The sequence below is a fragment of the Streptomyces sp. NBC_01116 genome (assembly GCF_041435495.1).
Classification (GTDB): domain Bacteria; phylum Actinomycetota; class Actinomycetes; order Streptomycetales; family Streptomycetaceae; genus Streptomyces.
Window position 1 is genome coordinate 4156880 of the sequence record NZ_CP108644.1, and the last position, 20688, is coordinate 4177567.

Here is a 20688-nt window from a genome sequence, read left to right on the forward strand (position 1 = left end):
CGCCCGCCGGACCTCACACGCCGATGTCGCGCCCGTCCCTGCGCCAGACGGCGACGACCGAGGGGCGGACGATCTTGCCCGGACCGTCGGGCCAGACGCTCGCCGGCTTCTCGACGGAAGCCCCGTCGATCTCGCCCGGGTGCTGGACCGCGACCAGGACCCGGCGGTCCTGGATGACCGGGCCGCAGGTCTCGGCCCCGGCCGGAACGGTGAGGAACTGCTTCAGCTCGCCGCGCCGGTCACCGTGGGTCGCCACGCCGAACAGCCCGTCGTGCGAGCCGAGCTGGTTGCCGTCCGTGGAGATCCACAGGTTGCCGTGGGCGTCGAACGCCACGTTGTCCGGGCAGGAGATGGGGCTGACGTTCTCCTTGGGGAAGCCGGAGAAGTACGTCGCCGGGTCGTCCGGGTCGCCCGCCACGAGGAACAGCCGCCAGGCGAAGCCGTCGCCCGCCGGGTCGTCCCAGTTCTCCGCGAGCTCAAGGATCTGCCCGTGCTTGTTGCTGTTGCGCGGGTTCGCCTCGTCCGCGCCGGGCTTGCCCGCCTTGCCGCGGTCCGAGTTGTTGGTGAGCGCGACATAGACGCGGCCGGTGCGCGGCGAGGGCTCGACGTCCTCGGGGCGGTCCATCTTGGTCGCGCCGACCTTGTCACCGGCGAGCCGCGTGTAGACGTACACCTCGTCGGCGGTCATGCCGGGCACGTGCGAGGTGGTGCCGGTGGCCAGCGGGATCCAGACGCCGCTGCCGTCGAACTCCCCGTCGGACGGCAGCTTTCCGGTGCCGTCGATCTCGGCGACCGGCGAGTCGCCGCTCAGCTTGGCGACGTACAGCGTGCCCTCGTCCAGCAGCGTCAGGTTGTGCTCGCGGGCAGCCCGCGAGTTCCCCTTCTTCATCCGCTTGCTGGAGACGAACTTGTAGAGGTAGTCGAACTTCTCGTCGTCGCCCATGTAGACGACCGGGCGGCCGTCGGAGGTGAGCCGGGGCTGTGCGGCCTCGTGCTTGAACCGGCCCAGCGCGGTCCGCTTGCGCGGGGTGGAGTCCGGGTCGTACGGGTCGAGTTCGACGACCCAGCCGAAGCGGTTGGCCTCGTTGGGCTCCTTCGCCAGGTCGAACCGCCGGTCGAAACGCTCCCACTTGCGCTCGGTGGCACTCGTGCCGATCCCGTACCGCTTGTGCATGTCGGTGGTGCCGTTGGCGAAGTACTGGTTGAAGTTCTCCTCGCCGTGCAGCGTGGTGCCCCACGGAGTGGTGCCGCCCGCACAGTTGTTGAGGGTGCCGAGCACCTTGCGGCCGGACCGGTCGGCGGAGGTGCGCAGCAGGGCGCTGCCCGCGGCCGGACCCGTCATACGGAACTCGCTGGTCGCGGTCAGACGGCGGTTCAGCGGGTGCCGGTTGACCGGTCCCAGCCTGCCGGTGCGGTGCTCCTCCTGGACGACGACCACGGAGAGTCCGTGCGCCGCCCAGGCGATCTCCACCTGCTCACGGGTCGGGTTGGCCGGATCGTAGCCGCGGAACATGAGGATCTCGTCCGTGTACTCATGGTTCGCGACCATGACCTGCCGACCGCGCTCGCCGCGCAGCGGGAGCAGGGAGAGGAAGTCGTTGTTGTAGCCGAACTGGCCGGCCTGGGCCTTCGCCGTCTGCTTGTCCGGGTCGAAGGAGGGCGCTCCGCGCAGGATCGGCTCGCCCCAACGGATCACCACGTTCTGGGCGTACCCGTCGGGGATGGTGACCTTGTCGTCCTTGTTGGGCGCGACCGGCGAGAACCGCAGGCCACGCGCACCGGACGCGGTCGGTTTGTGGGGGTGGCCCGGTTTGTGGCCGTGCCCGGCGAGCGCGGCGGCCTCGGCCTGCGGGGCGCTCGGGCCGGTCAGGGCCACGGTGCCGGCGGCGGTGGCGACGGTGACCACGGCGGCGGCGCGCATCATCGAACGGCGCGACACGGCACCGGCGATGATGTCGCCGGCGTACTCGTTGTCGCTGTTGTTGGGCGTCTCCTTGAAGCAGGCGTCCCCACAGCGGAAGCGGCAGGTCAGCGCGGAACGCCCACCCGGATGCGAGCTGATGAACGGCAGCAGATTGCGCACGTGGATTCCTTCCGTCTGGTGTCGTGCGTGACGGTATGTGTGCCTCCACGCGGTCCGAGGGACTCCCGGTGAACGGCGGGTGAAGTCCGGGCCACCGCTGTTTCCTTGCGGGCCGGTGGCGGACGCCGTCGCGGACTCGGTCCGGGAACGGTTTCGGCTCGGTTGACGCAGGGGTGGGCCGCACCGGCGAACGGCCGGATCCGGCCGCTAACCTTACGTATCCGTCCTGGCCAGGGATGAATGAACCCAGGTCGGACATTCACCGCACCCAACTCATGCGAAAGGCCTCGCCCATGGGCATTCGGAGCTTGCTGCGTAAGGTGTTCGGCCGCACGGAGCAGGACGAGCCGACCACGGCCACCGTCCCGCCCCAGGCCGAGCGCGTTCAGCCCAAGGAGACGGAGCCGGAGACCACTTCGGCGGCCGAGCCCGCGACGGAGCCGAAGGTGTCGATCCCGGCCCCGGCCTCGCCCTCGTCCCCCTCCACCGCGTCCTCCACGTCCTCCACGTCCTCCACGGAGCGTGACGGCTCGCTGGCCGCCGACCTGGTGGCGGAGGCCTTCGACAAGGCGGCCGCGGCGCCGACGTCGCCGACCGTCCCCGCGCAGAAGTCGGCCCCGGAAGACGCTCCGCAGGCGGAGAAGCCCGCGGCGGAGAAGCCGGTGACCGCCGAGGAGCCGGTGACCGTAGAGAAGCCGGTGACCGCCGAGGAGCCGGTGACCGTAGAGAAGCCGGTGACCGCCGAGGAGCCGGTGACCGTAGAGGAAACCGTCAAGGCCGAGGAACCGCTGGCCGTCGAGGCCGCCGAGGAGCCCGTCAAGGCCGAGAACCCCGTGCCGACGCCGGTTCCTGAGCCGATCACGATCGACTTCGACGTCGACGAGGCCCCGGAGCCCGCACCGGAGCCGAAGGCCGAGCCGGAAGCGGCGACCGAAGAGGCAACGGAGACGGCAACGGAGACCACCCCCGAAACAGCGGAAGCCGAGGTACCTCAGGCCGCCTCCGCCGCCGCCGAGGCACCCGAAGCGCCCGAGGCACGCGAAGCGCCCGAAGCACCCAAGGCATCAGTGGCACCGGCAGCCGCAGAGGCGCCGGAGACCCTGGAGACGTCGGCCGTCGCAGAGACCCCGGCCGCTCCGGAGCAGGTCACGGCCGCCCCCGAGCCGGTCGCCCCGGCGCCCGTCGTCACGGCCCCGGAGCCCGTCGTCACCGCCCCGGAGCCGGTCACCGCCACCCCCGAGCCGGTCATCACGGCACCGGAGCCCGCCACCCTCAAGCCCGTCGCCCCGGAATCCGCCCCCGGCAAGCCCGCCACCACGCTCGCGCGGGTCAAGTCGCGCGCTCCGCAGCTCGTCGCCCCGTACAAGGCGGCGCAGACCGCGCTCAAGGCGCACGGGCTGACCGGGCTCCGCGCCCGGGTCTACCTGGTGCTCGACCGCTCCGGCTCGATGCGGCCGTTCTACAAGGACGGCAGCGCCCAGCACCTGGGCGACCGGACGCTCGCGCTCGCCGCGCACCTGGACGAGGACGCCACCGTGCCGGTCGTCTTCTTCTCGACGGACATCGACGGCACCGGCGCCATCGAGCTCTCCGGACACGAGGGCCGCGTCGACGAGCTGCACGCGGGCCTCGGCCGGCTGGGCCGGACGCACTACCACCGTGCGGTCGAGGAGATCGTCGCGCACTACGAGAAGTCGGGTGCCACCGGTCCGGCTCTCGTGATCTTCCAGACGGACGGCCCGCCGGACGCCAAGCAGGCCGCCCGGCAGGCCCTCACGGAGGCGGCACGGCTGCCGCTGTACTTCCAGTTCGTCGCCTTCGGCGAGCAGGACGCGAAGGGCTTCGACTTCCTGCGGAAGCTCGACGTCCCGAACATTGGCTTCTTCCACGCCGGACCGGCGCCCCGCGAGATCACGGACGCCGAGCTCTACCGCGAGATCCTCGCCGGGCTGCCGGCCTGGGCCGCCGAGCGCGCGGCCGGCTCCGGGGCCTGATCGACCGGCAGCCGTACGGTCACGGCGAGACCGCCGCCCTCCGGGCCCGGTATCGCCGTGACCGTACCGCCGTGGGCCACCGCGATCGACCGGACGATCGACAGGCCGAGGCCCGACCCCGGGCCCATCCGGTCCCGGCCCTCGCCCCGCCGGAACGGCTCGAAGAACCCCGCGATATCGCCCTCCGAGACCTCCGGTCCGGTGTTGCGCACCCGCAGGGCCCCCTCCCCGGTCAGCGAGACCTCCACCGAGCCGCCCGGCACGTTGTACGTGACCGCGTTGGCCAGCAGGTTCGCCACCAGCTGGGCGAGCAGCAGCCGGTTGCCGCGCACGGAACAGGCGGCCACCACGACGTTCACGGCCGGTCCGCCGCCCGGCCCCCGGCCCTCCGGACCGCCGCTCGCGCCGCGTGCGGCCGGACGGCGGGCCGCCTCCTCCCGGACGACGTGGTCAAGACGGACCGCCTCGCGCTCGTCCGAGGCCAGTCCCCGTTCGCTGCGGGCCAGCACGAGCAGCCCCTCGATGAGCCGCTCGCTGCGCCGGTTGTTGTCCAGCAGGGTCTGCCGGGTGCGCACGAGGTCCTCGGGAGACGGGTCGTCCAGGCCGATCTGGATCGCGGCGCGCTGGGTGGCCAGCGGGGTTCTCAGCTCGTGCGAGGCGTTGGCGATGAATCTCTGCTGGCTGTCGAACGCCTTCTCCAGCCGGGCCAGCAGCGCGTCCAGCGTCTCCCCCAGTTCCTTCAGCTCGTCGTCGGGCCCGGTGGGCGCCATCCGCTCGTGGAGGGTGTGCGCGGAGAGCCGGCGGGCCTTCTCGGTCATGTCGTGGATGGGGCGCAGCACCCGCCCGGCGGTCCACCAGCCGACCGCGACCGCGCAGCCCGTCATCACGAGCAGGGCGGCGATCGACCAGTACAGGAGCTGTTGCCCCGCCGCGTTGCTGACGTTGTCGGTGAGGTCGTAGACGGTGGGCGGCCCCAGGTGCCGACGGGAGATCAGCGGACCGTTCACCGCGTAGCCGGGCTGGGCGACCGCGGCGGACGAGGCGATGGAGCGCGCCTCGGTCTCCGTGCCGGCGCGGGAGGCCAGGTTGACGGTGGCCAGCAGGGCGGTGCCGAGCACCAGGAAGACACCGCCGTACACGAGGGCGATCCGGGTCCGGATCGTCGAGTGCGGCAGCTTCGAGGCGTCCACCAGCCGCCGCAGCGGGGACGGCCGCCTCACAGGGCGTACCCGACGCCCTGCACGGTGCGGATCAGCGCGGGCTCGCCGAGTTTGGCGCGGAGCTTGCTCATACAGACGCGCACGGCACCCGTGAACGGGTCGGCGTTGGCGTCCCAGGCCCGCTCCAGCAGCTCTTCCGCGCTGACCGTGCCGCCGTCGGCCTCCAGGAGCAGTTGCAGCACGGTGAACTCCTTCGGCGAGAGGTCCAGGTCCCGGCCGTCGCGGAGCGCGGAGCGCCGTACGGTGTCGAGCCGGATGCCGTGCCGCTCCAGCTGGGGCGGCACGGGCCGGGCGCTGCGCCGGCGCAGGGCGCGCACCCGGGAGACCAGCTCGGGGAATTCGAACGGCTTGGCCACGTAGTCGTCGGCCCCCAGATCGAGCCCGGCGACCCGGTCCTCCATGGTGCCGGAGGCGGTGAGCATCAGGATCCGGGTGCGGGAGCCGGAGGCGACCAGGCGGCGGGCCACGTCGTCGCCGTGCACCCGGGGGAGGTCGCGGTCGAGCACGACGACGTCGTAGTCGTGCAGGCCGAGGTAGGCGAGGGCCGCGTCCCCGCTGTACACCGTGTCGACCGCGAAGCCGGCCCGGCGCAGTCCGGTGGCGACCAGCTCCGCGAGGATCTCCTCGTCCTCGGCGACCAGTACCCGCATGGTGATGTCCCCTGCCTCGTGCACGCTTGTCCGCTCCCTCCCAGGATGCGACTTTCCTACGGGAACCATTACGGGAACGGATGTTTCGCAAAGCTCTCCACCGGAGGCCACCGCTCCGCCCGCGCGGGGGCCTCGGTTTATCGATGTGAGTGGATCTTGATCTGGCCGTTAGGATTTCGACCATGGCGGCCACTGGATCCGAGAAGCAGGGGGCGAAGGCGTACTACGTCTCGACCCCCATCTACTACGTCAACGACGCTCCTCACCTGGGCCACGCCTACACGACCGTCGCAGGCGACGTGCTCACGCGCTGGCACCGCCAGCGCGGCGAGAAGGTGTGGTACCTCACCGGCACGGACGAGCACGGTCAGAAGATCATGCGCACGGCCGAGGCGAACAACGTCACGCCGCAGGCCTGGTGCGACAAGCTCGTCGAGGAGGCGTGGAAGCCCCTCTGGGAGCACCTGAACATCGCCAACGACGACTTCATCCGGACGACGGAGAAGCGGCACACCGATCGTGTGCAGGAGTTCGTGCAGGACCTGTACGACAAGGGCGAGATCTACAAGGGCGGGTACGAGGGCCCGTACTGCGTGGGGTGCGAGGAGTACAAGCTCCCCGGCGATCTGATCGACGGCGAGGGCGAGTTCGCCGGGCAGAAGCTCTGCCCGATCCACAAGAAGCCGGTGGAGCTCCTCAAGGAGGAGAACTACTTCTTCAAGCTGAGCGAGTACGGCCCGAAGCTGCTGGAGTTCTACGCGGCGAACCCCGGCTTCATCCAACCCGAGTCGGCGCGCAACGAGGTCGTGAACTTCGTCGAGCAGGGTCTCCAGGACCTGTCGATCTCGCGCTCGACGTTCGACTGGGGCGTCCCGGTGCCGTGGGACGACAAGCACGTCATCTACGTGTGGGTCGACGCGCTGCTCAACTACGCGACGGCCGTGGGCTACGGCGCGAACCAGGAGAAGTTCGACGGTACGTTCCCGGCGGACGTGCACCTGATCGGCAAGGACATCCTCCGCTTCCACTCGGTGATCTGGCCCGCGATGCTGATGGCACAGGGTCTGCCGCTGCCGGGCAAGGTCGTCGCCAACGGCTGGCTGATGGTCGGCGGCGAGAAGATGTCCAAGTCCAACCTGACCGGCATCAAGCCGCAGGACCTGACCTCGCACTTCGGCGTGGACGCGTACCGCTGGTACTTCCTGCGGGCCATCGCGTACGGCAGCGACGGGTCGTTCTCGTGGGAGGACTTCACCGCCCGCTACACCTCCGAGCTGGCCAACGACTACGGCAACCTCGCCTCGCGGGTCGCGGCGATGGTCGGCAAGTACTTCGGCGGCGCACTGCCGGAGGCGACGGCCGCCGGTGACGCCGAGCGGGCCGTGCGGGAGGGCCTGGCGAAGGCCGTGGCGACCGCCGACCGGAAGATCGGCGAGGAGCTGGACTTCCAGTCCGGCATCCTGGCGGTCTTCGACTTCGTGAAGCAGGTCAACGGCTACATCACGGAGCAGGAGCCGTGGAAGGTGGCCAAGGACACCAGCCCGGAGGGCCAGGCCCGCCTGGCGACCGTCCTGTACACGGCCGCCGAGTCGCTGCGCGGGGTCGCGGTCCTGCTCAACCCGGTGATGCCGGAGACCTCGCAGAAGCTCTGGGAGTCCCTGGGCGCCGAGGAGTCCCTGGGCGCACTGGCCGACCAGAAGGTCCAGGACGCGGGCGCCTGGGGCGTACTGCCCGTGGGCGCGACGGTGACGAAGGGCGCGGTGCTGTTCCCGCGCCTGGAGGAGAAGCCGGCGTAACGCCTCCGTACGCACGATGAGCCCGGGACCGTGAACAGCGGTCCCGGGCTCATCGCGTTCCGGCTTCGGGTCAGCGCACCCAGCTCGTGAGCGGTTCGGTGTCCAGCTCGATCCCGACCGGATCGGGGAGGGTGACGGTCTTGCCGTACGGCACGGTGACGACCTGCTCGTAGCGGACGCCGTCGGGCCCCGAGTGGACCTTCACCTCACAGCTGTCCCGGTCGATCAGCAGATAGACGGGGATACCGGTCTCGGCGTACGCGCGCGGCTTCTCGACGCGGTCGCGGCGGTCGGTGTCCTCGTCGTACGAGGTGACCTCGACGACCATGAGGACGTCGTCGGGGCTGGCCCATTCGCCCTGGCCGACGAAGGCACCGCTGCGGGCGAAGGCCCCGTCGGGGCGGGCATTGCCCTTGCGATACGTCTCGACGCGCAGCCCCTGCTCGGAGTAGAGCCATCGATTCGGATCCGCCTGCATGCACAGTCGCGTCAGCCACTCGATGATCCGCCCGTGGTCCCCGTCCGGCACAGCCTTGACCCCCAGTTTCCCGTTCACGAACTCCAGCCGCAGTGCCTCCTCCGCACGTATGGCGGTACGGGCCAGCTCTTCGAAGACGTCCTGCGTCAGGACGCGGTCCTCGACCACGCTCACAACGACCTCCTCCTGCACCGGGCCACCGGGTCACTTGTACCGGGGAACATCCTCAGCGTACGGGCAAGGGCCCCCGCCCGTACGCCCGATCACCGCCCGATCACCGCCCGAGGGTCGCCGCGTCCCCCATCACGATCACCGGGTTCATGGCCGGGTCCAGGGTGCGCAGGAGCTCCTCCATGTGTTCCTCGGGCACGGAGACGCAGCCCTGGGTGGGGCCGCCGTGGTCGACGTGGATCCAGATGCCGCCGCCGCGTTCGAGGCCGAGCGGGCGGGTGCGGTTCAGGGGGCTGACGCCCGCCGTGCGGTTGTAGTTGATCGCGACGACGTAGTCGAAGGAGCCCTCCAGCGGCTCTCCGTAGAAGCCCTCGCCGTCCACCGCGAACCGTGGGTGCTCGTCGTACGGCAGCAGCGCTCCCGGGTCGGGGAGCCGGCCGCCCGCGTCGGTGAGGGGGTAGACGCCCCTGGGGGACCTCAGGTCGCCTGCCACATGGTGGTCCGTCCAGCCCTCCATCCCGTTGTGCGCCGGCCAGGGCCCCAGGACCGGCTGCCAGCTCTTCGCCGCGTCCTCGCGGCTGTACAGAACGGCACCGGACTGGTGGGAGTCGGCCTCCTCGCCGGTCACGACGAACACCTGCCGGGCCTCGGCGGGGACCTGGGCCAGGGTCTCCGGTCCCAGGCCCGGGATCCCGGCGGGGCTCGGCGCGGGCTCCGGGCCGGGTGATGCCCGGCGTACGGAGGCGGCGTCGGACTCCGGACCCGCGGCGCCCAGCCCCGGAGCTCCCACGGGAGTCTCCGTGGGAGCGGCGCCGGAGGAGCAGCCGGTGAGCAGCAGGGCCAGGACGAGGAGTGGCGCGGCGAGCAGGGCGGGCGGGCGGCGTGGGACGGACACGGTGGCGGGCTCCTCGGGTGGCGGCGGACGGCGCGGCGCGGCAAGGGGGGTGAGAGGGGTGTCTCGGTGCCAGTCCTTGCCGGGCCCGGCCCGGCCGAACCCGAACCGGGGCCATCCGGCTGTACCGCGTCGCCCTGACCGCGTAGCCCAGCTGTCATCGGTTTTCCGCCGCGTGCAACGAAGCAGCCCCCGATCGGGTGATCGGGGGCTGTTTCACGTGAAACATCCGCGGAGCGGGAGGAGCGGCCGAGGGCTGCCCTTCCGGAACTACTTCTCCGCGGGCTTCTCCGCGGACTTCTCCGACGCGCCCGCGCCCTTCGCGGCGACCGGCTTGCGCAGCTGGATGTTCAGCTCGCGCAGACGGGTCTCGTCCAGCTCGGTCGGGGCGCCCATCATCAGGTCCTGGGCGTTGCCGTTGAGCGGGAAGGCGATGGTCTCGCGGATGTTCGGCTCGTCGGCGAGCAGCATCACGATGCGGTCGACGCCCGGGGCGATGCCACCGTGCGGCGGGGCGCCGAGGCGGAACGCGCGGAGCATGCCCGCGAACTCGTGCTCGACGGTCTCGCGGTCGTAACCGGCGATCTCGAAGGCCTTGAGCATCAGCTCGGGCTCGTGGTTACGGATGGCGCCCGAGGACAGCTCGATGCCGTTGCAGACGATGTCGTACTGCCAGGCGAGGATGTCGAGCGGGTCCTTCTCCTCCAGGTCGGCGAGGCCGCCCTGGGGCATCGAGAAGGGGTTGTGCGAGAAGTCGATCTTGCCGGTCTCCTCGTCCTTCTCGTACATCGGGAAGTCGACGATCCAGCAGAACCGGAACACGCCCTCCTCGAAGTGGCCGGCGCGCTTGGCGGCCTCGACCCGGACGGCCGACATGATCTTGGAGACCTCGTCGAACTCGCCCGCGCCGAAGAAGACGGCGTGGCCCGGGACCAGCGAGAGGCGCTCGGTGAGCGTCTTGACGTCGGTCTCGGTGAGGAACTTGGCGATCGGTCCGGCCAGCGTGCCGTCCTCGCCCACGCGCACCCAGGCCAGGCCCTTGGCGCCGTGCTCGACGGCGTACTCACCGAGGCCGTCGAAGAACTTGCGGGACTGGCCCGCGGTGTCCGGCACCGGCAGCGCGCGGACGTGCTTGCCGGCGAACGCCTTGAACCCGGAGTCGGCGAAGACGTCCGAGATGTCGACGAGCTCCAGCTTGGCGCGCAGGTCCGGCTTGTCGTTGCCGTACTTCAGCATCGACTCGCGGAACGGGATGCGCGGGAACGGCGAGGTGACCTCGCGGCCGTTGCCGAACTCGGTGAAGAGCTCGGTCATCAGCTTCTCGATCGGCTGGAAGACGTCCTCCTGCTCGACGAAGGACATCTCGACGTCGAGCTGGTAGAACTCGCCCGGGGAGCGGTCCGCGCGGGCGTCCTCGTCGCGGAAGCAGGGCGCGATCTGGAAGTAGCGGTCGAAGCCCGAGATCATCAGCAGCTGCTTGAACTGCTGCGGGGCCTGCGGCAGCGCGTAGAACTTGCCGGGGTTCAGCCGGGACGGGACGACGAAGTCACGGGCGCCCTCGGGGGAGGTCGCGGTGAGGATCGGAGTCGCCATCTCGTTGAAGCCGAGGGCCACCATCTTGGAGCGGATGGAGGCGATCACGGCCGAGCGCAGCATGATGTTGCGGTGCATGCGCTCGCGGCGCAGGTCGAGGAAGCGGTACTCCAGGCGCCGCTCCTCGTTGACGCCGTCCTCGGTGTTGATCGTGAAGGGCAGCGGGCCGGCCTCGCCGAGCACCTCGACCTCGGTGACCTCGATCTCGATCTCGCCGGTCGGCAGCTCCGGGTTGACGTTGTCGGCTCCGCGCGCGGAGACCTTGCCGTCGATCCGGACGACGGTCTCCTTGGTGAGCTTCGCCAGGGCCTCGTTGCCGGGGGTGCCGGGGCGGGCGACGAGCTGCACCAGACCGTAGTGGTCGCGCAGATCGATGAAGAGGATGCCACCCAGGTCTCGGCGATTGTGCAGCCAGCCGCTCAGCCGGACGTCGGTGCCGACGTCAGAGGCGCGGAGCTCGCCGCAGGTGTGGGACCTGTACCGATGCATCGTCGTTCATCCAGTCTTCGCGTTTGGGGGTGGTCGGAGCCTCCCCAGGCTACCGCCCGGGGAGGGGACGGTTCATTTCCCTTTACGTCGCCGCACCCGCCGCCCCCGCAGCAGGTGGCGGCCCCTCGGTGGCGTCCGCCGAGCACATCTTCCTAAAGTGGGGCAATGCGCACCGAGGAAGTCCTGGCCGCGATCGCGACGGGCCTGTGGCGCTGGGACAACGCAGCCGGCACGGTCACGCTCGACGCGGAGGCGGCCCGGCTGCTCGGCCTGCCCGCCGAGCCGGGCAGCTACCGGGAGTCCGCGGTGCGCTCCCGTTTCCACCCGGTCGACTGGAACGAGATCTACGGGGTGGTGAACCTCGCGGTCACCGAGGGCACCCTCGCCGAGGCACGGCTGCGGATCGTGGACGAGCGCGGCCGGGTCCTCCGTACCGTACGCAGCCGGTCCAAGCCGGTCGTCCCGCCGGACCAGGACACCGGGAACTACGTTCTCTTCGGCACGCTCCAGGAGGTCGCCGAGCCGCAGCCCGGCTCCACCGACGCCGCCCACACGCCGATCACCGGGGACTGGCGCCGGTCCCGGGAGGCGTTCCTGCTGGACGCCGGGCGGGCGCTGGCCGAGGCCCGTTCCACCGCGGAGGTGCTGCGGGTCGCCGGTTCGCTCTCCATGCCCGGCTTCTCCCCGGACGGCCTGGCGGTCTTCGGCTCCGCCGGGGAGCGGCTGACGATCATCGGGCACCACGGGCACAACTCGGAGGACGAGGAGCCCTTCACCGACATGCCCCTGGAGACGGACTACCCGGCCGCCGAGGTCGTCCGCACCGGCCGGGCGATCTACCTCCCCTCACCCGAGGAGTACCGCCGCCGCTACCCGGCCACCTGGCCGCTCGCCCGGCGCTTCAAACGGCAGTCCTGGGCCTTTCTGCCCCTGGTGTCCTCCGGCCGCACGATGGGCGCCTGGATGGCGGGGTTCCGGCATCCGGTGGCGTTCTCCCCGGACGAGCGCGCGGTGCTCTCCACGGTCGCCCGCATGCTCGCCCAGGCCCTGGCCCGCGCCGGGGTGGCCGAGACGGAACGCGAGCTGTCGCTCGGGCTCCAGCGCTCGATGATGCCGACCCTGGGCCCGCAGATCCCCGGCATGACCGTGGCCGCGCGGTACGTGCCGACCGGCGGCGGGCTCCAGGTGGGCGGCGACTGGTACGACATGATCCCGCTGCCCACCGGCCGCATCGCCCTGGTCATCGGCGACGTCCAGGGCCATGACGTGCGGGCCGCCGGGCTGATGGGCCAGCTCCGCATCGCCCTGCGCGCCTACGCCTCCGAGGGGCACCGCCCGGACGCCGTGCTCTCCCGGGCCTCGCGCTTCCTGTCCGGGCTCACCGACGCGTACGAGAGCGTCGAGGGCGACGAGGAGCCCGCGACGCCGCGCTTCGCGACCTGTCTGTACGCGGAGGTGGACCCGGAGGCCGGGACCCTGGACATCGCCCGCGCCGGCCACCCCGACCCGGTGGTGGTCAGCACCGACGGGACCGCGGTGATCCGGCAGACGGCCGGCGGGCTGCCGCTCGGGATCGAGACGGACTCCGACTACCCCACCACCCGGGTGGTCCTGGAGCCCGGCGAGACGATCATGCTCTGCACGGACGGTCTCATCGAGACGGGCGGGCACGACATGGCCACCGGCTGGGACCGGCTGCGCCCGGTCCTGGAGGAGCCCGTCGAGGACCTGGAACAGCTGGCCGACGCCCTGGTCCAGGCCGTGCACGGGCCGGCCTCGCACTACACGACGGGGCCGCTCGCGGACCGGCGGGAGGACGACATCGCGGTCCTGGTGCTGCGGCGGGAGAGCAGCTCCGCCCGGGAGACGCCGCCGCGCCGCAGCGTCCTGACCATCGCGCAGGCCGAGCCCGAACGGGTCTCGGTCGGCCGGCAGCTCGTGCGCGAACTGCTCCACGACTGGAGCGATCCCGACCAGGTCGACTCGGCGGTCCTGATGGTCTCCGAGATGGCCACCAACGTGCTCGTCCACACCGACGGGGACGCGCTGATGGTGGCGGAGATCTCCGGCGAGCGGGGGGAGCGGCGGCTGCGCGTCGAGGTCGCCGACGCCAGCGACGAGCTGCCGCACAAGAGGCGGCCGGGCGAGATGGCGTCCAGCGGGCGGGGGCTGGTGCTGATGGAGATGCTGGCGGACGCGTGGGGGGTGGACCCGCGCGGGGAGGGGAAGTCGATCTGGTTCGAGCTGTACGAGTCGGACGGGCCGGGGGTGTCGGCGGAGGCCGCGGCCTCCTGAGGCCGGCCCGCAGGCCCCCGGCCCTGGCGTCCGGAGCGCTCGGGCACACCCCCGTACCGGTTCCGTCCTCAAGCGCCGGACGGGCTGGGGTGGCTGCCCGAAGGGCCGGGGTCGCCGCCGAACGGCCCCGGGTCGCCGCCGGACGGGCCGGAACCGCCCGGGGCCGGACCGGGTCGGGCCCCGTACCCCTTGCGCAGTTCGCCCAGGACCCCGAAGGCCGCCGCGCACAGGGGCACGGCCAGCAGCATGCCGAGCAGGCCCGCCACGCTCGCCCCGGCCGTCAGCGCGATCATGATCATGGCGGGGTGCATCTGGACCGTACGGCTCTGGATCATCGGCTGGAGCACATGGCCCTCCAGCACCTGGACCGCGAGCACCACCCCCAGGACCCACAGGGCGATCACCAGCCCCCGGTCGGCCAGCGCGACCAGCACCGCCACCGCGCCGGAGAGGAACGCCCCGAGGTAAGGGATGTACGCGCCGACGAACACCAGCGCGCCGAGCCCCACCGCGCCGGGAACGCCCAGGATCAGCAGGCCCACCGTGATGCACACGGCGTCGATCAGGGCGATGAACGTGGTGCCGCGCATGAAGCCCTCGACGGCCTCGAACGCCCGGCGCCCCATGGCCTCCACCAGGTCCCCCGTGCCGCGCGGGGCCACCGAGTGGGCCAGGCTCACCGCCCGGTCCGAGTCGCGCAGGAAGAAGAAGGTCAGCAGCAGGGCCAGCACACTGGTCGCCACCAGCGAACCGACCAGGCTGATGCCGCTGAGCAGACCGCCCGCCGCGCTCGCACCGAACTTCTCGACCAGGTTCTTCGCGTTGTCGGCCAGATCGTCGACGTCCGTGGCCCCCGCGATGTCCAGATGGTCCACGACCCACTGGCCGGCGTCCTTCAGCGAGTCGACGATCTGGTCGCCGGAGTCGACGAGGGCGGTGACGACGATGTATCCGGCGCCCCCGACCACCGCGACGAGGGCCGCGCAGGTCAGCCCCGCGGCCAGCGACCGGTTGAGCCTGCGGGCGATGAGCCACCGGTGGACGGGTCCGAGCAGAGCGGTGCCGAGCAGGGCGAGCAGCACCGGGGTGACCGCGGTCTTGAGGACGACGACCAGCCAGATCGCGACGGCGGCGACGCCCACGACGAGCAGCACGACACCGCACCAGGCGGCCGCGCGGCGGGCGCTCTCGGGGAGGAGGGGCTGGGGTGCGGGCACCCTCCCACCCGATCACGGGGCGTGGTGGCCGGCCCGCCCACCGCCCCCGTACGGGTGACGGGAAGTCACCTGACGGGAAGGGGCGAAGGGCGGGAGGCGCCGGCGGGAGGCGTCACATGCCGTGGACCGCGGGGACCGTGCCCAGGCGACCGGCCTGGAAGTCCTCGAAGGCCTGCTTCAGCTCGGCCTGACTGTTCATCACGAACGGTCCGTAGTGCGCCATCGGCTCCCGGATCGGGCGGCCGCCGAGGAGGACGACCTCCAGGTCCGGGGTGTTGCCGTCCTGGCGCTCGTCCGCGCGGACGGTCAGCGAGCCGCCGGTCCCGAACACCGCGGTCTGGCCCATCGCGACGGGGCGGCGCTCCGCGCCCGCCGTGCCGCGCCCGGCCAGGACGTAGGCGAGACCGTTGAAGTCCTCGCGCCACGGCAGGGTCACCTCGGCGCCGGGCCGGACGGTGGCGTGGATCATCGTGATCGGGGTGTGGGTGATGCCGGGGCCCTCGTGGCCGTCGAGCTCACCGGCGATGACCCGGAGCAGCGCACCGCCGTCGGGCGAGGCGAGCAGCTGGACCTCGCCGCCGCGGATGTCCTGGTAGCGCGGGGCCATCATCTTGTCGGCCTTGGGCAGGTTCACCCAGAGCTGGAGGCCGTGGAAGAGCCCGCCGGACATGACGAGCGACTCCGGCGGGGCCTCGATGTGCAGCAGGCCGGATCCGGCGGTCATCCACTGGGTGTCGCCGTTCTCGATGGTGCCGCCGCCACCGTTGGAGTCCTGGTGGATGAAGGTCCCGTCGATGAGGTACGTGACCGTCTCGAAGCCGCGGTGCGGGTGCCAGGGCGTGCCCTTCGGCTCGCCCGCGGCGTACTCCACCTCACCCATCTGGTCCATCATGATGAACGGGTCGAGGTGCCGGTAGTTGATCCCCGCGAACGCGCGGCGGACGGGGAAGCCCTCGCCCTCGAAGCCGCTCGGCGCGGTCGTGACGGCGAGCACGGGACGGGCCGCGGCGTCACCCGAAGCGGTCACCTTGGGCAGGGTCAGCGGGTTGTCGACGGTCACTGCGGGCATGGAAGCCACCTCCGGGCGAGTGTTCTGCGTTCAATTTAGTTGAATGGTGAACATCCCGCAAGGCGTCGCGCATTCCCGGGCGGCCGCACCGATGGGACCGCCCGTGCTCCCGACAGCGAAAAGGGCCCGCGCCACTCCTGGCACGGACCCGAGTCCGGACTACGCACCAGCAGGTCAGGGACCCACCGGGGCGTCACACCTACCCGTACATACGACGCATCGCGAAGTCGACCATCTGCTCGACCGCCTTGGCGTCGAAGACCATCCGGTGATCACCCTCCATGTCCAGGACGAAGCCGTAGCCCGTCGGCAGCAGGTCGATCACCTCGGCCCCGGTGATCACGAAGTATTTGGACTCCTTGCCCGCGTACAGCCGCAGCTCCTTGAGCGTGGTGAACATCGGGATCACCGGCTGCTGCGTGTTGTGCAGCGCAAGGAAGCCCGGATTGTCGCCGCGCGGGCAGTAGACCTTCGACGTGGCGAAGATCTGCTGGAAGTCCTCGGCGGAGAAGGAGCCGGTGGTGAAGGCCCGTACCGCGTCGGCCAGGGAGGGCGGCGACGGTTCGGGATACAGCGGCTGCTCCCCGTAGCCGCCGCCCATCTGACCCATCTGACCCATCTGGCCCATCTGCTGCTGAGCACCAGGGTTCTGGTCGTAGCCGTACATGCTGCAAAGAGTAATCGGACACATCTACGGCTTGAGGGGTTGCGCCTTATTACTGACGGGTAGCATCATCGTAGAGGTCAGCTGATCGACCTACGCCTGCCTGTCGCCCGACCCGCATCACTCCCCGGGGCGCTGTGCGCCACTGCTATTGATTACGGAGCCTTCCCATGGGGCACTACAAGTCGAATCTCCGCGACATCGAGTTCAACCTCTTCGAGGTCCTCGGGCGCGACAAGGTGTACGGCACCGGTCCGTTCGGTGAGATGGACGTCGACACCGCGAAGAGCATCCTGGACGAGATCGCGCGCCTCGCGGAGAACGAGCTCGCCGAGTCCTACGCGGACGCCGACCGCAACCCGCCGGTCTTCGACCCGGAGACCAGGACCGCTCCGGTCCCGGCGAGCTTCAAGAAGTCGTACCAGGCCTTCATGGACTCCGAGTACTGGCGCCTGGGCCTCCCCGAGGAGATCGGCGGCACCACGTCGCCCCGCTCCCTGATCTGGGGCTACGCGGAGCTGCTGCTCGGCGCGAACCCGGCCGTGTGGATGTACTCCTCCGGCCCGGCGTTCGCCGGCATCCTCTTCGACGAGGGCAACGACGAGCAGAAGAAGATCGCGGAGATCGCCGTCGAGAAGCAGTGGGGCTCGACGATGGTGCTGACCGAGCCGGACGCCGGCTCCGACGTCGGCGCCGGCCGGACGAAGGCCGTGCGGCAGGAGGACGGCTCCTGGCACATCGAGGGTGTGAAGCGCTTCATCACCTCGGGCGAGCACGACATGTCCGAGAACATCATCCACTACGTGCTGGCCCGCCCCGAGGGCGCCGGCTCCGGCACCAAGGGCCTCTCGCTCTTCATGGTCCCGAAGTTCCACTTCGACTGGACCACCGGCGAGCTGGGCGAGCGCAACGGCGTGTACGCGACGAACGTCGAGCACAAGATGGGCCTCAAGGCCTCCAACACCTGCGAGATGACCTTCGGCGACCAGCACCCCGCCAAGGGCTGGCTGATCGGCGACAAGCACGACGGCATCCGCCAGATGTTCCGCATCATCGAGTTCGCCCGCATGATGGTCGGCACGAAGGCCATCGCCGCCCTCTCCGCGGGCTACCTGAACGCCCTGGAGTACGCCAAGGAGCGCGTCCAGGGTCCCGACCTGGCGAACTTCATGGACAAGACGGCGCCCAAGGTCACCATCACGCACCACCCCGACGTGCGCCGCTCGCTCATGACGCAGAAGGCGTACGCCGAGGGCATGCGCTCCCTCGTGCTGTACACCGCCTCCGTCCAGGACGCGATCCAGGAGCAGGAGGCCGCGGGCGAGGACGCCAAGGCGCTCAACGGCCTCAACGACCTGCTGCTGCCGATCGTGAAGGGCTACGGCTCCGAGAAGTCCTACGAGCAGCTCGCACAGTCGCTCCAGACGTTCGGCGGCTCCGGCTACCTCCAGGAGTACCCGGTCGAGCAGTACATCCGGGACGCCAAGATCGACACCCTCTACGAGGGCACCACGGCGATCCAGGGCCAGGACTTCTTCTTCCGGAAGATCGTCCGCGACCAGGGCGCCTCGCTCAACACGCTCTCCGAGGAGATCAAGAAGTTCCTCGCGGGCGCCCACGGCAACGAGGACCTGGCCCCGGCGCTGGACTCGCTCGCCAAGGCCGCCGTGGACCTGGAGGCGATCGTCGGCACGATGATCACCGACCTCACCGCGACCGGTGAGGACGTCAAGAACATCTACAAGGTCGGCCTCAACACGACCCGCCTGCTGATGGCGTCCGGCGATGTCGTCGTCGGCTACCTGCTGCTCAAGGGCGCGGCCGTGGCGGCCGAGAAGCTGCCGACCGCCTCCGCGAAGGACGTCCCCTTCTACCAGGGCAAGATCGCCGCCGCGAAGTTCTTCGCCGCGAACGTCCTGCCGGGCGTCTCGACCGAGCGCGCGCTCGCCGAGTCGATCGACAACTCCCTGATGGAGCTGGACGAGGCCGCGTTCTAAGGAATCGCTCGCCTGTTCCGTCAACACGCGCCGCCGCCCGGAGTTCGTTCGGGTGGCGGCGCTGCCGTATCAGCTGGGTGATGGCTGTCCCGCGATTCCCGGTGGAGACGTACGTCTCCACCGGCGTCCACCACGACCGGCTCGAGCTCTCCGCCCCGTACGACATCGACATCGACCTGACCTCGGTCGACGAGCTGTAGGGGCACCGATCTCCCCGGTCACCGGATACCGGACCCCGAGTCCTCGTTACAGTGAAGAACATGAGTTCCCCTCTCCGGTTCGACCGCGCGCACACCGACGACCTGATGTCCTTCCTGGCGGCCAGCCCGTCCCCGTACCACGCCGTGGCGAACGCCGCCGCGCGCCTGGAGGAGGCCGGCTTCCGGCAGGTCGAGGAGACCGCCGCCTGGGACGCGTCGGCCGGTGGGAAGTACGTGCTGCGCGGCGGGGCGATCGTCGCCTGGTACGTCCCGGAGGGCGCCGGGGCGCACACCCCGTTCCGGATCGCCGGGGCGCACACCGACTCCCCGAACCTGCGGGTGAAGCCGCTCCCCGACACCGGGGCGCACGGCTGGCGCCAGATCGCCGTCGAGGTCTACGGCGGCACCCTGCTGAACACCTGGCTCGACCGGGACCTGGGCCTGGCCGGGCGGATCTCGCTGCGGGACGGCACCCACCGGCTGGTCAACATCGACCGGGCGCTGCTGCGCGTGCCGCAGCTGGCCGTGCACCTGGACCGGTCGGCCAACACCGAGGGGCTCAAGCTCGACCGGCAGAAGCACATGCAGCCGATCTGGGGGCTCGGCGACGTCGAGGAGGGCGACCTGATCCGCTTCGTCGCCGAGGAGGCGGGCGTGGACGCGGAGGACGTCACCGGCTGGGACCTGATGCCGCACGCCATCGAGCCGCCCTCGTACCTGGGCCGGGACCGGGAGCTGGTGGCCGGCCCCCGGATGGACAACCTCCTCTCGGTGCACGCCGCGACCGCCGCCCTGGCCGCCGTCGCCGGGCAGGACGACGCCGACATCCCGTACATCCCGGTGCTCGCGGCCTTCGACCACGAGGAGAACGGCTCCCAGTCCGACACCGGGGCCGACGGGCCGCTGCTGGGCTCGGTGCTGGAGCGCTCGGTGTTCGCGCGCGGCGGCACGTACGAGGACCGCGCCCGCGCCTTCGCCGGCACGGTCTGCCTCTCCTCCGACACCGGCCACGCCGTACACCCCAACTACGCGGAGCGGCACGACCCGACGCACCACCCGGTCGCCAACGGCGGGCCGATCCTCAAGGTCAACGTCAACATGCGGTACGCCACCGACGGCAGCGGCCGTGCGGTGTTCGCCGCGGCCTGCGAGAAGGCGGGCGTGCCGTGGCAGAGCTTCGTGTCCAACAACGCGATGCCCTGCGGCACCACGATCGGACCGATCACCGCGGCCCGGCACGGCATCCAGACCGTGGACATCGGCGTGGCGATCCTCTCGATGCACAGCGCGCGTGAGCTGTGCGGCGCCGACGACCCGTACCTGCTGGCGAACGCGCTCGCCGCGTTCCTCGCGGGCTGACCCGTCACCCCAACCGTCTTCTCACACATGGTTGTTGCCGGGCCGGGTACGCGACTCGTACACCGACCCGGACTCACCGGGCGGTCGAGGAGGCGGGATTCATGGGACTCGGAGGATGCATTCTCCTGATCGGTGGGGGCGCGATCCTGGCGTTCGCCACGGACTGGAAGATGGACACCGTCAATGTCGACGTGGTCGGCTGGATCATGATGCTCGTCGGCCTCGTGGGGGTCTTCGTCTACATGAGCATCGCGCGGCGCCGCCGTATGGTCGTGCCGCCCACCACCACCGTCGTCTCGGACGACGAGCGCCGCTACCACTGACGGCCCGCACCACGACCGGCCCGCACCACCGCTGACGGCCCGTACGAAGACCGGTCCTCGCTCCCGCTGAGCGGGCGCGCGAAGACCGGTCGGCGGGGACGGCCGAAAGCCGTCACGGGTCGGTCGGCTCTGCGCGGGACCTGCGGAATCCCCGATATTCTGGTGTCGGATCCCGCGCCCCCACCGTGGGCGCGTCCG

The 20688-nt window shown here is 70.9% G+C and carries 15 protein-coding genes; 6 read left to right on the forward strand and 9 right to left on the reverse strand.

The window, feature by feature from the left end:
* Positions 1–13 precede the first annotated feature (13 nt).
* Positions 14–2083 carry a PhoX family phosphatase gene (locus OG245_RS18080; protein ID WP_371624545.1) on the reverse strand — a complete coding sequence of 690 codons (2070 nt, stop codon included), beginning with the start codon at positions 2081–2083 and terminating at the stop codon, positions 14–16.
* A gap of 293 nt (positions 2084–2376) precedes the next feature.
* Here OG245_RS18080 and OG245_RS18085 point away from each other — a divergent pair, with 293 nt between their 5' ends.
* On the forward strand, positions 2377–4077 hold the full coding sequence (locus OG245_RS18085) for a VWA domain-containing protein (RefSeq protein WP_371624546.1): 1701 nt from the start codon (positions 2377–2379) through the stop codon (positions 4075–4077).
* Here OG245_RS18085 and OG245_RS18090 read toward each other — a convergent pair.
* Together OG245_RS18090 and OG245_RS18095 are read right to left on the reverse strand one after the other, a co-directional pair.
* Complete coding sequence (locus tag OG245_RS18090) at positions 4011–5297, reverse strand: sensor histidine kinase (RefSeq protein ID WP_371624547.1); 1287 nt, start codon at positions 5295–5297, stop codon at positions 4011–4013. The genes OG245_RS18085 and OG245_RS18090 overlap by 67 nt on opposite strands.
* A complete protein-coding gene (locus OG245_RS18095; protein WP_032752670.1) occupies positions 5294–5947 on the reverse strand; it encodes a response regulator transcription factor in 654 nt (217 codons plus the stop codon). Before OG245_RS18095 ends, OG245_RS18090 begins: the two co-directional genes overlap by 4 nt.
* A 182-nt stretch (positions 5948–6129) precedes the next feature.
* Here OG245_RS18095 and metG point away from each other — a divergent pair, with 182 nt between their 5' ends.
* A complete protein-coding gene (gene metG, locus OG245_RS18100) occupies positions 6130–7743 on the forward strand; it encodes a methionine--tRNA ligase (protein ID WP_371624548.1) in 1614 nt (537 codons plus the stop codon).
* Positions 7744–7813: 70 nt separating this feature from the next.
* On the opposite strand, the gene OG245_RS18105 is transcribed toward metG, so the two are convergent.
* From OG245_RS18105 to aspS, 3 genes are all read right to left on the reverse strand, one after another.
* The gene (locus OG245_RS18105) at positions 7814–8395 is read right to left on the reverse strand and encodes a Uma2 family endonuclease (protein WP_371624549.1); all 582 of its coding nucleotides are present in this window, start codon (positions 8393–8395) and stop codon (positions 7814–7816) included.
* Positions 8396–8495: 100 nt separating this feature from the next.
* On the reverse strand, positions 8496–9287 hold the full coding sequence (locus OG245_RS18110) for a L,D-transpeptidase family protein (RefSeq protein ID WP_371624550.1): 792 nt from the start codon (positions 9285–9287) through the stop codon (positions 8496–8498).
* Positions 9288–9554: 267 nt separating this feature from the next.
* The gene (gene aspS, locus OG245_RS18115) at positions 9555–11366 is read right to left on the reverse strand and encodes an aspartate--tRNA ligase (protein WP_371624551.1); all 1812 of its coding nucleotides are present in this window, start codon (positions 11364–11366) and stop codon (positions 9555–9557) included.
* A 165-nt stretch (positions 11367–11531) separates the two neighbouring features.
* Here aspS and OG245_RS18120 point away from each other — a divergent pair, with 165 nt between their 5' ends.
* Complete coding sequence (locus OG245_RS18120) at positions 11532–13661, forward strand: SpoIIE family protein phosphatase (protein WP_371624552.1); 2130 nt, start codon at positions 11532–11534, stop codon at positions 13659–13661.
* 68 nt (positions 13662–13729) lie between these two features.
* Here the strand turns inward: OG245_RS18120 and OG245_RS18125 are convergent, their stop codons facing one another.
* From OG245_RS18125 to OG245_RS18135, 3 genes are all read right to left on the reverse strand, one after another.
* A complete protein-coding gene (locus tag OG245_RS18125) occupies positions 13730–14878 on the reverse strand; it encodes an AI-2E family transporter (RefSeq protein ID WP_371624553.1) in 1149 nt (382 codons plus the stop codon).
* Positions 14879–14990: 112 nt separating this feature from the next.
* Positions 14991–15947, reverse strand: a complete 957-nt coding sequence (locus tag OG245_RS18130) for a pirin family protein (RefSeq protein WP_371624554.1) — start codon at positions 15945–15947, stop codon at positions 14991–14993.
* A 199-nt stretch (positions 15948–16146) separates the two neighbouring features.
* Positions 16147–16614, reverse strand: a complete 468-nt coding sequence (locus OG245_RS18135) for an SseB family protein (protein WP_371624555.1) — start codon at positions 16612–16614, stop codon at positions 16147–16149.
* 167 nt (positions 16615–16781) lie between these two features.
* On the opposite strand from OG245_RS18135, the gene OG245_RS18140 reads away from it, so the two are divergent.
* The 3 genes from OG245_RS18140 to OG245_RS18150 all read left to right on the forward strand — a co-directional run bounded on the left by OG245_RS18140 (position 16782) and on the right by OG245_RS18150 (position 20490).
* Positions 16782–18608, forward strand: a complete 1827-nt coding sequence (locus tag OG245_RS18140) for an acyl-CoA dehydrogenase (RefSeq protein ID WP_371624556.1) — start codon at positions 16782–16784, stop codon at positions 18606–18608.
* 260 nt (positions 18609–18868) lie between these two features.
* Complete coding sequence (locus OG245_RS18145; RefSeq protein ID WP_371624557.1) at positions 18869–20167, forward strand: M18 family aminopeptidase; 1299 nt, start codon at positions 18869–18871, stop codon at positions 20165–20167.
* 101 nt (positions 20168–20268) lie between these two features.
* Positions 20269–20490, forward strand: a complete 222-nt coding sequence (locus OG245_RS18150; RefSeq protein ID WP_371624558.1) for a DUF6458 family protein — start codon at positions 20269–20271, stop codon at positions 20488–20490.
* Positions 20491–20688 lie beyond the last annotated feature (198 nt).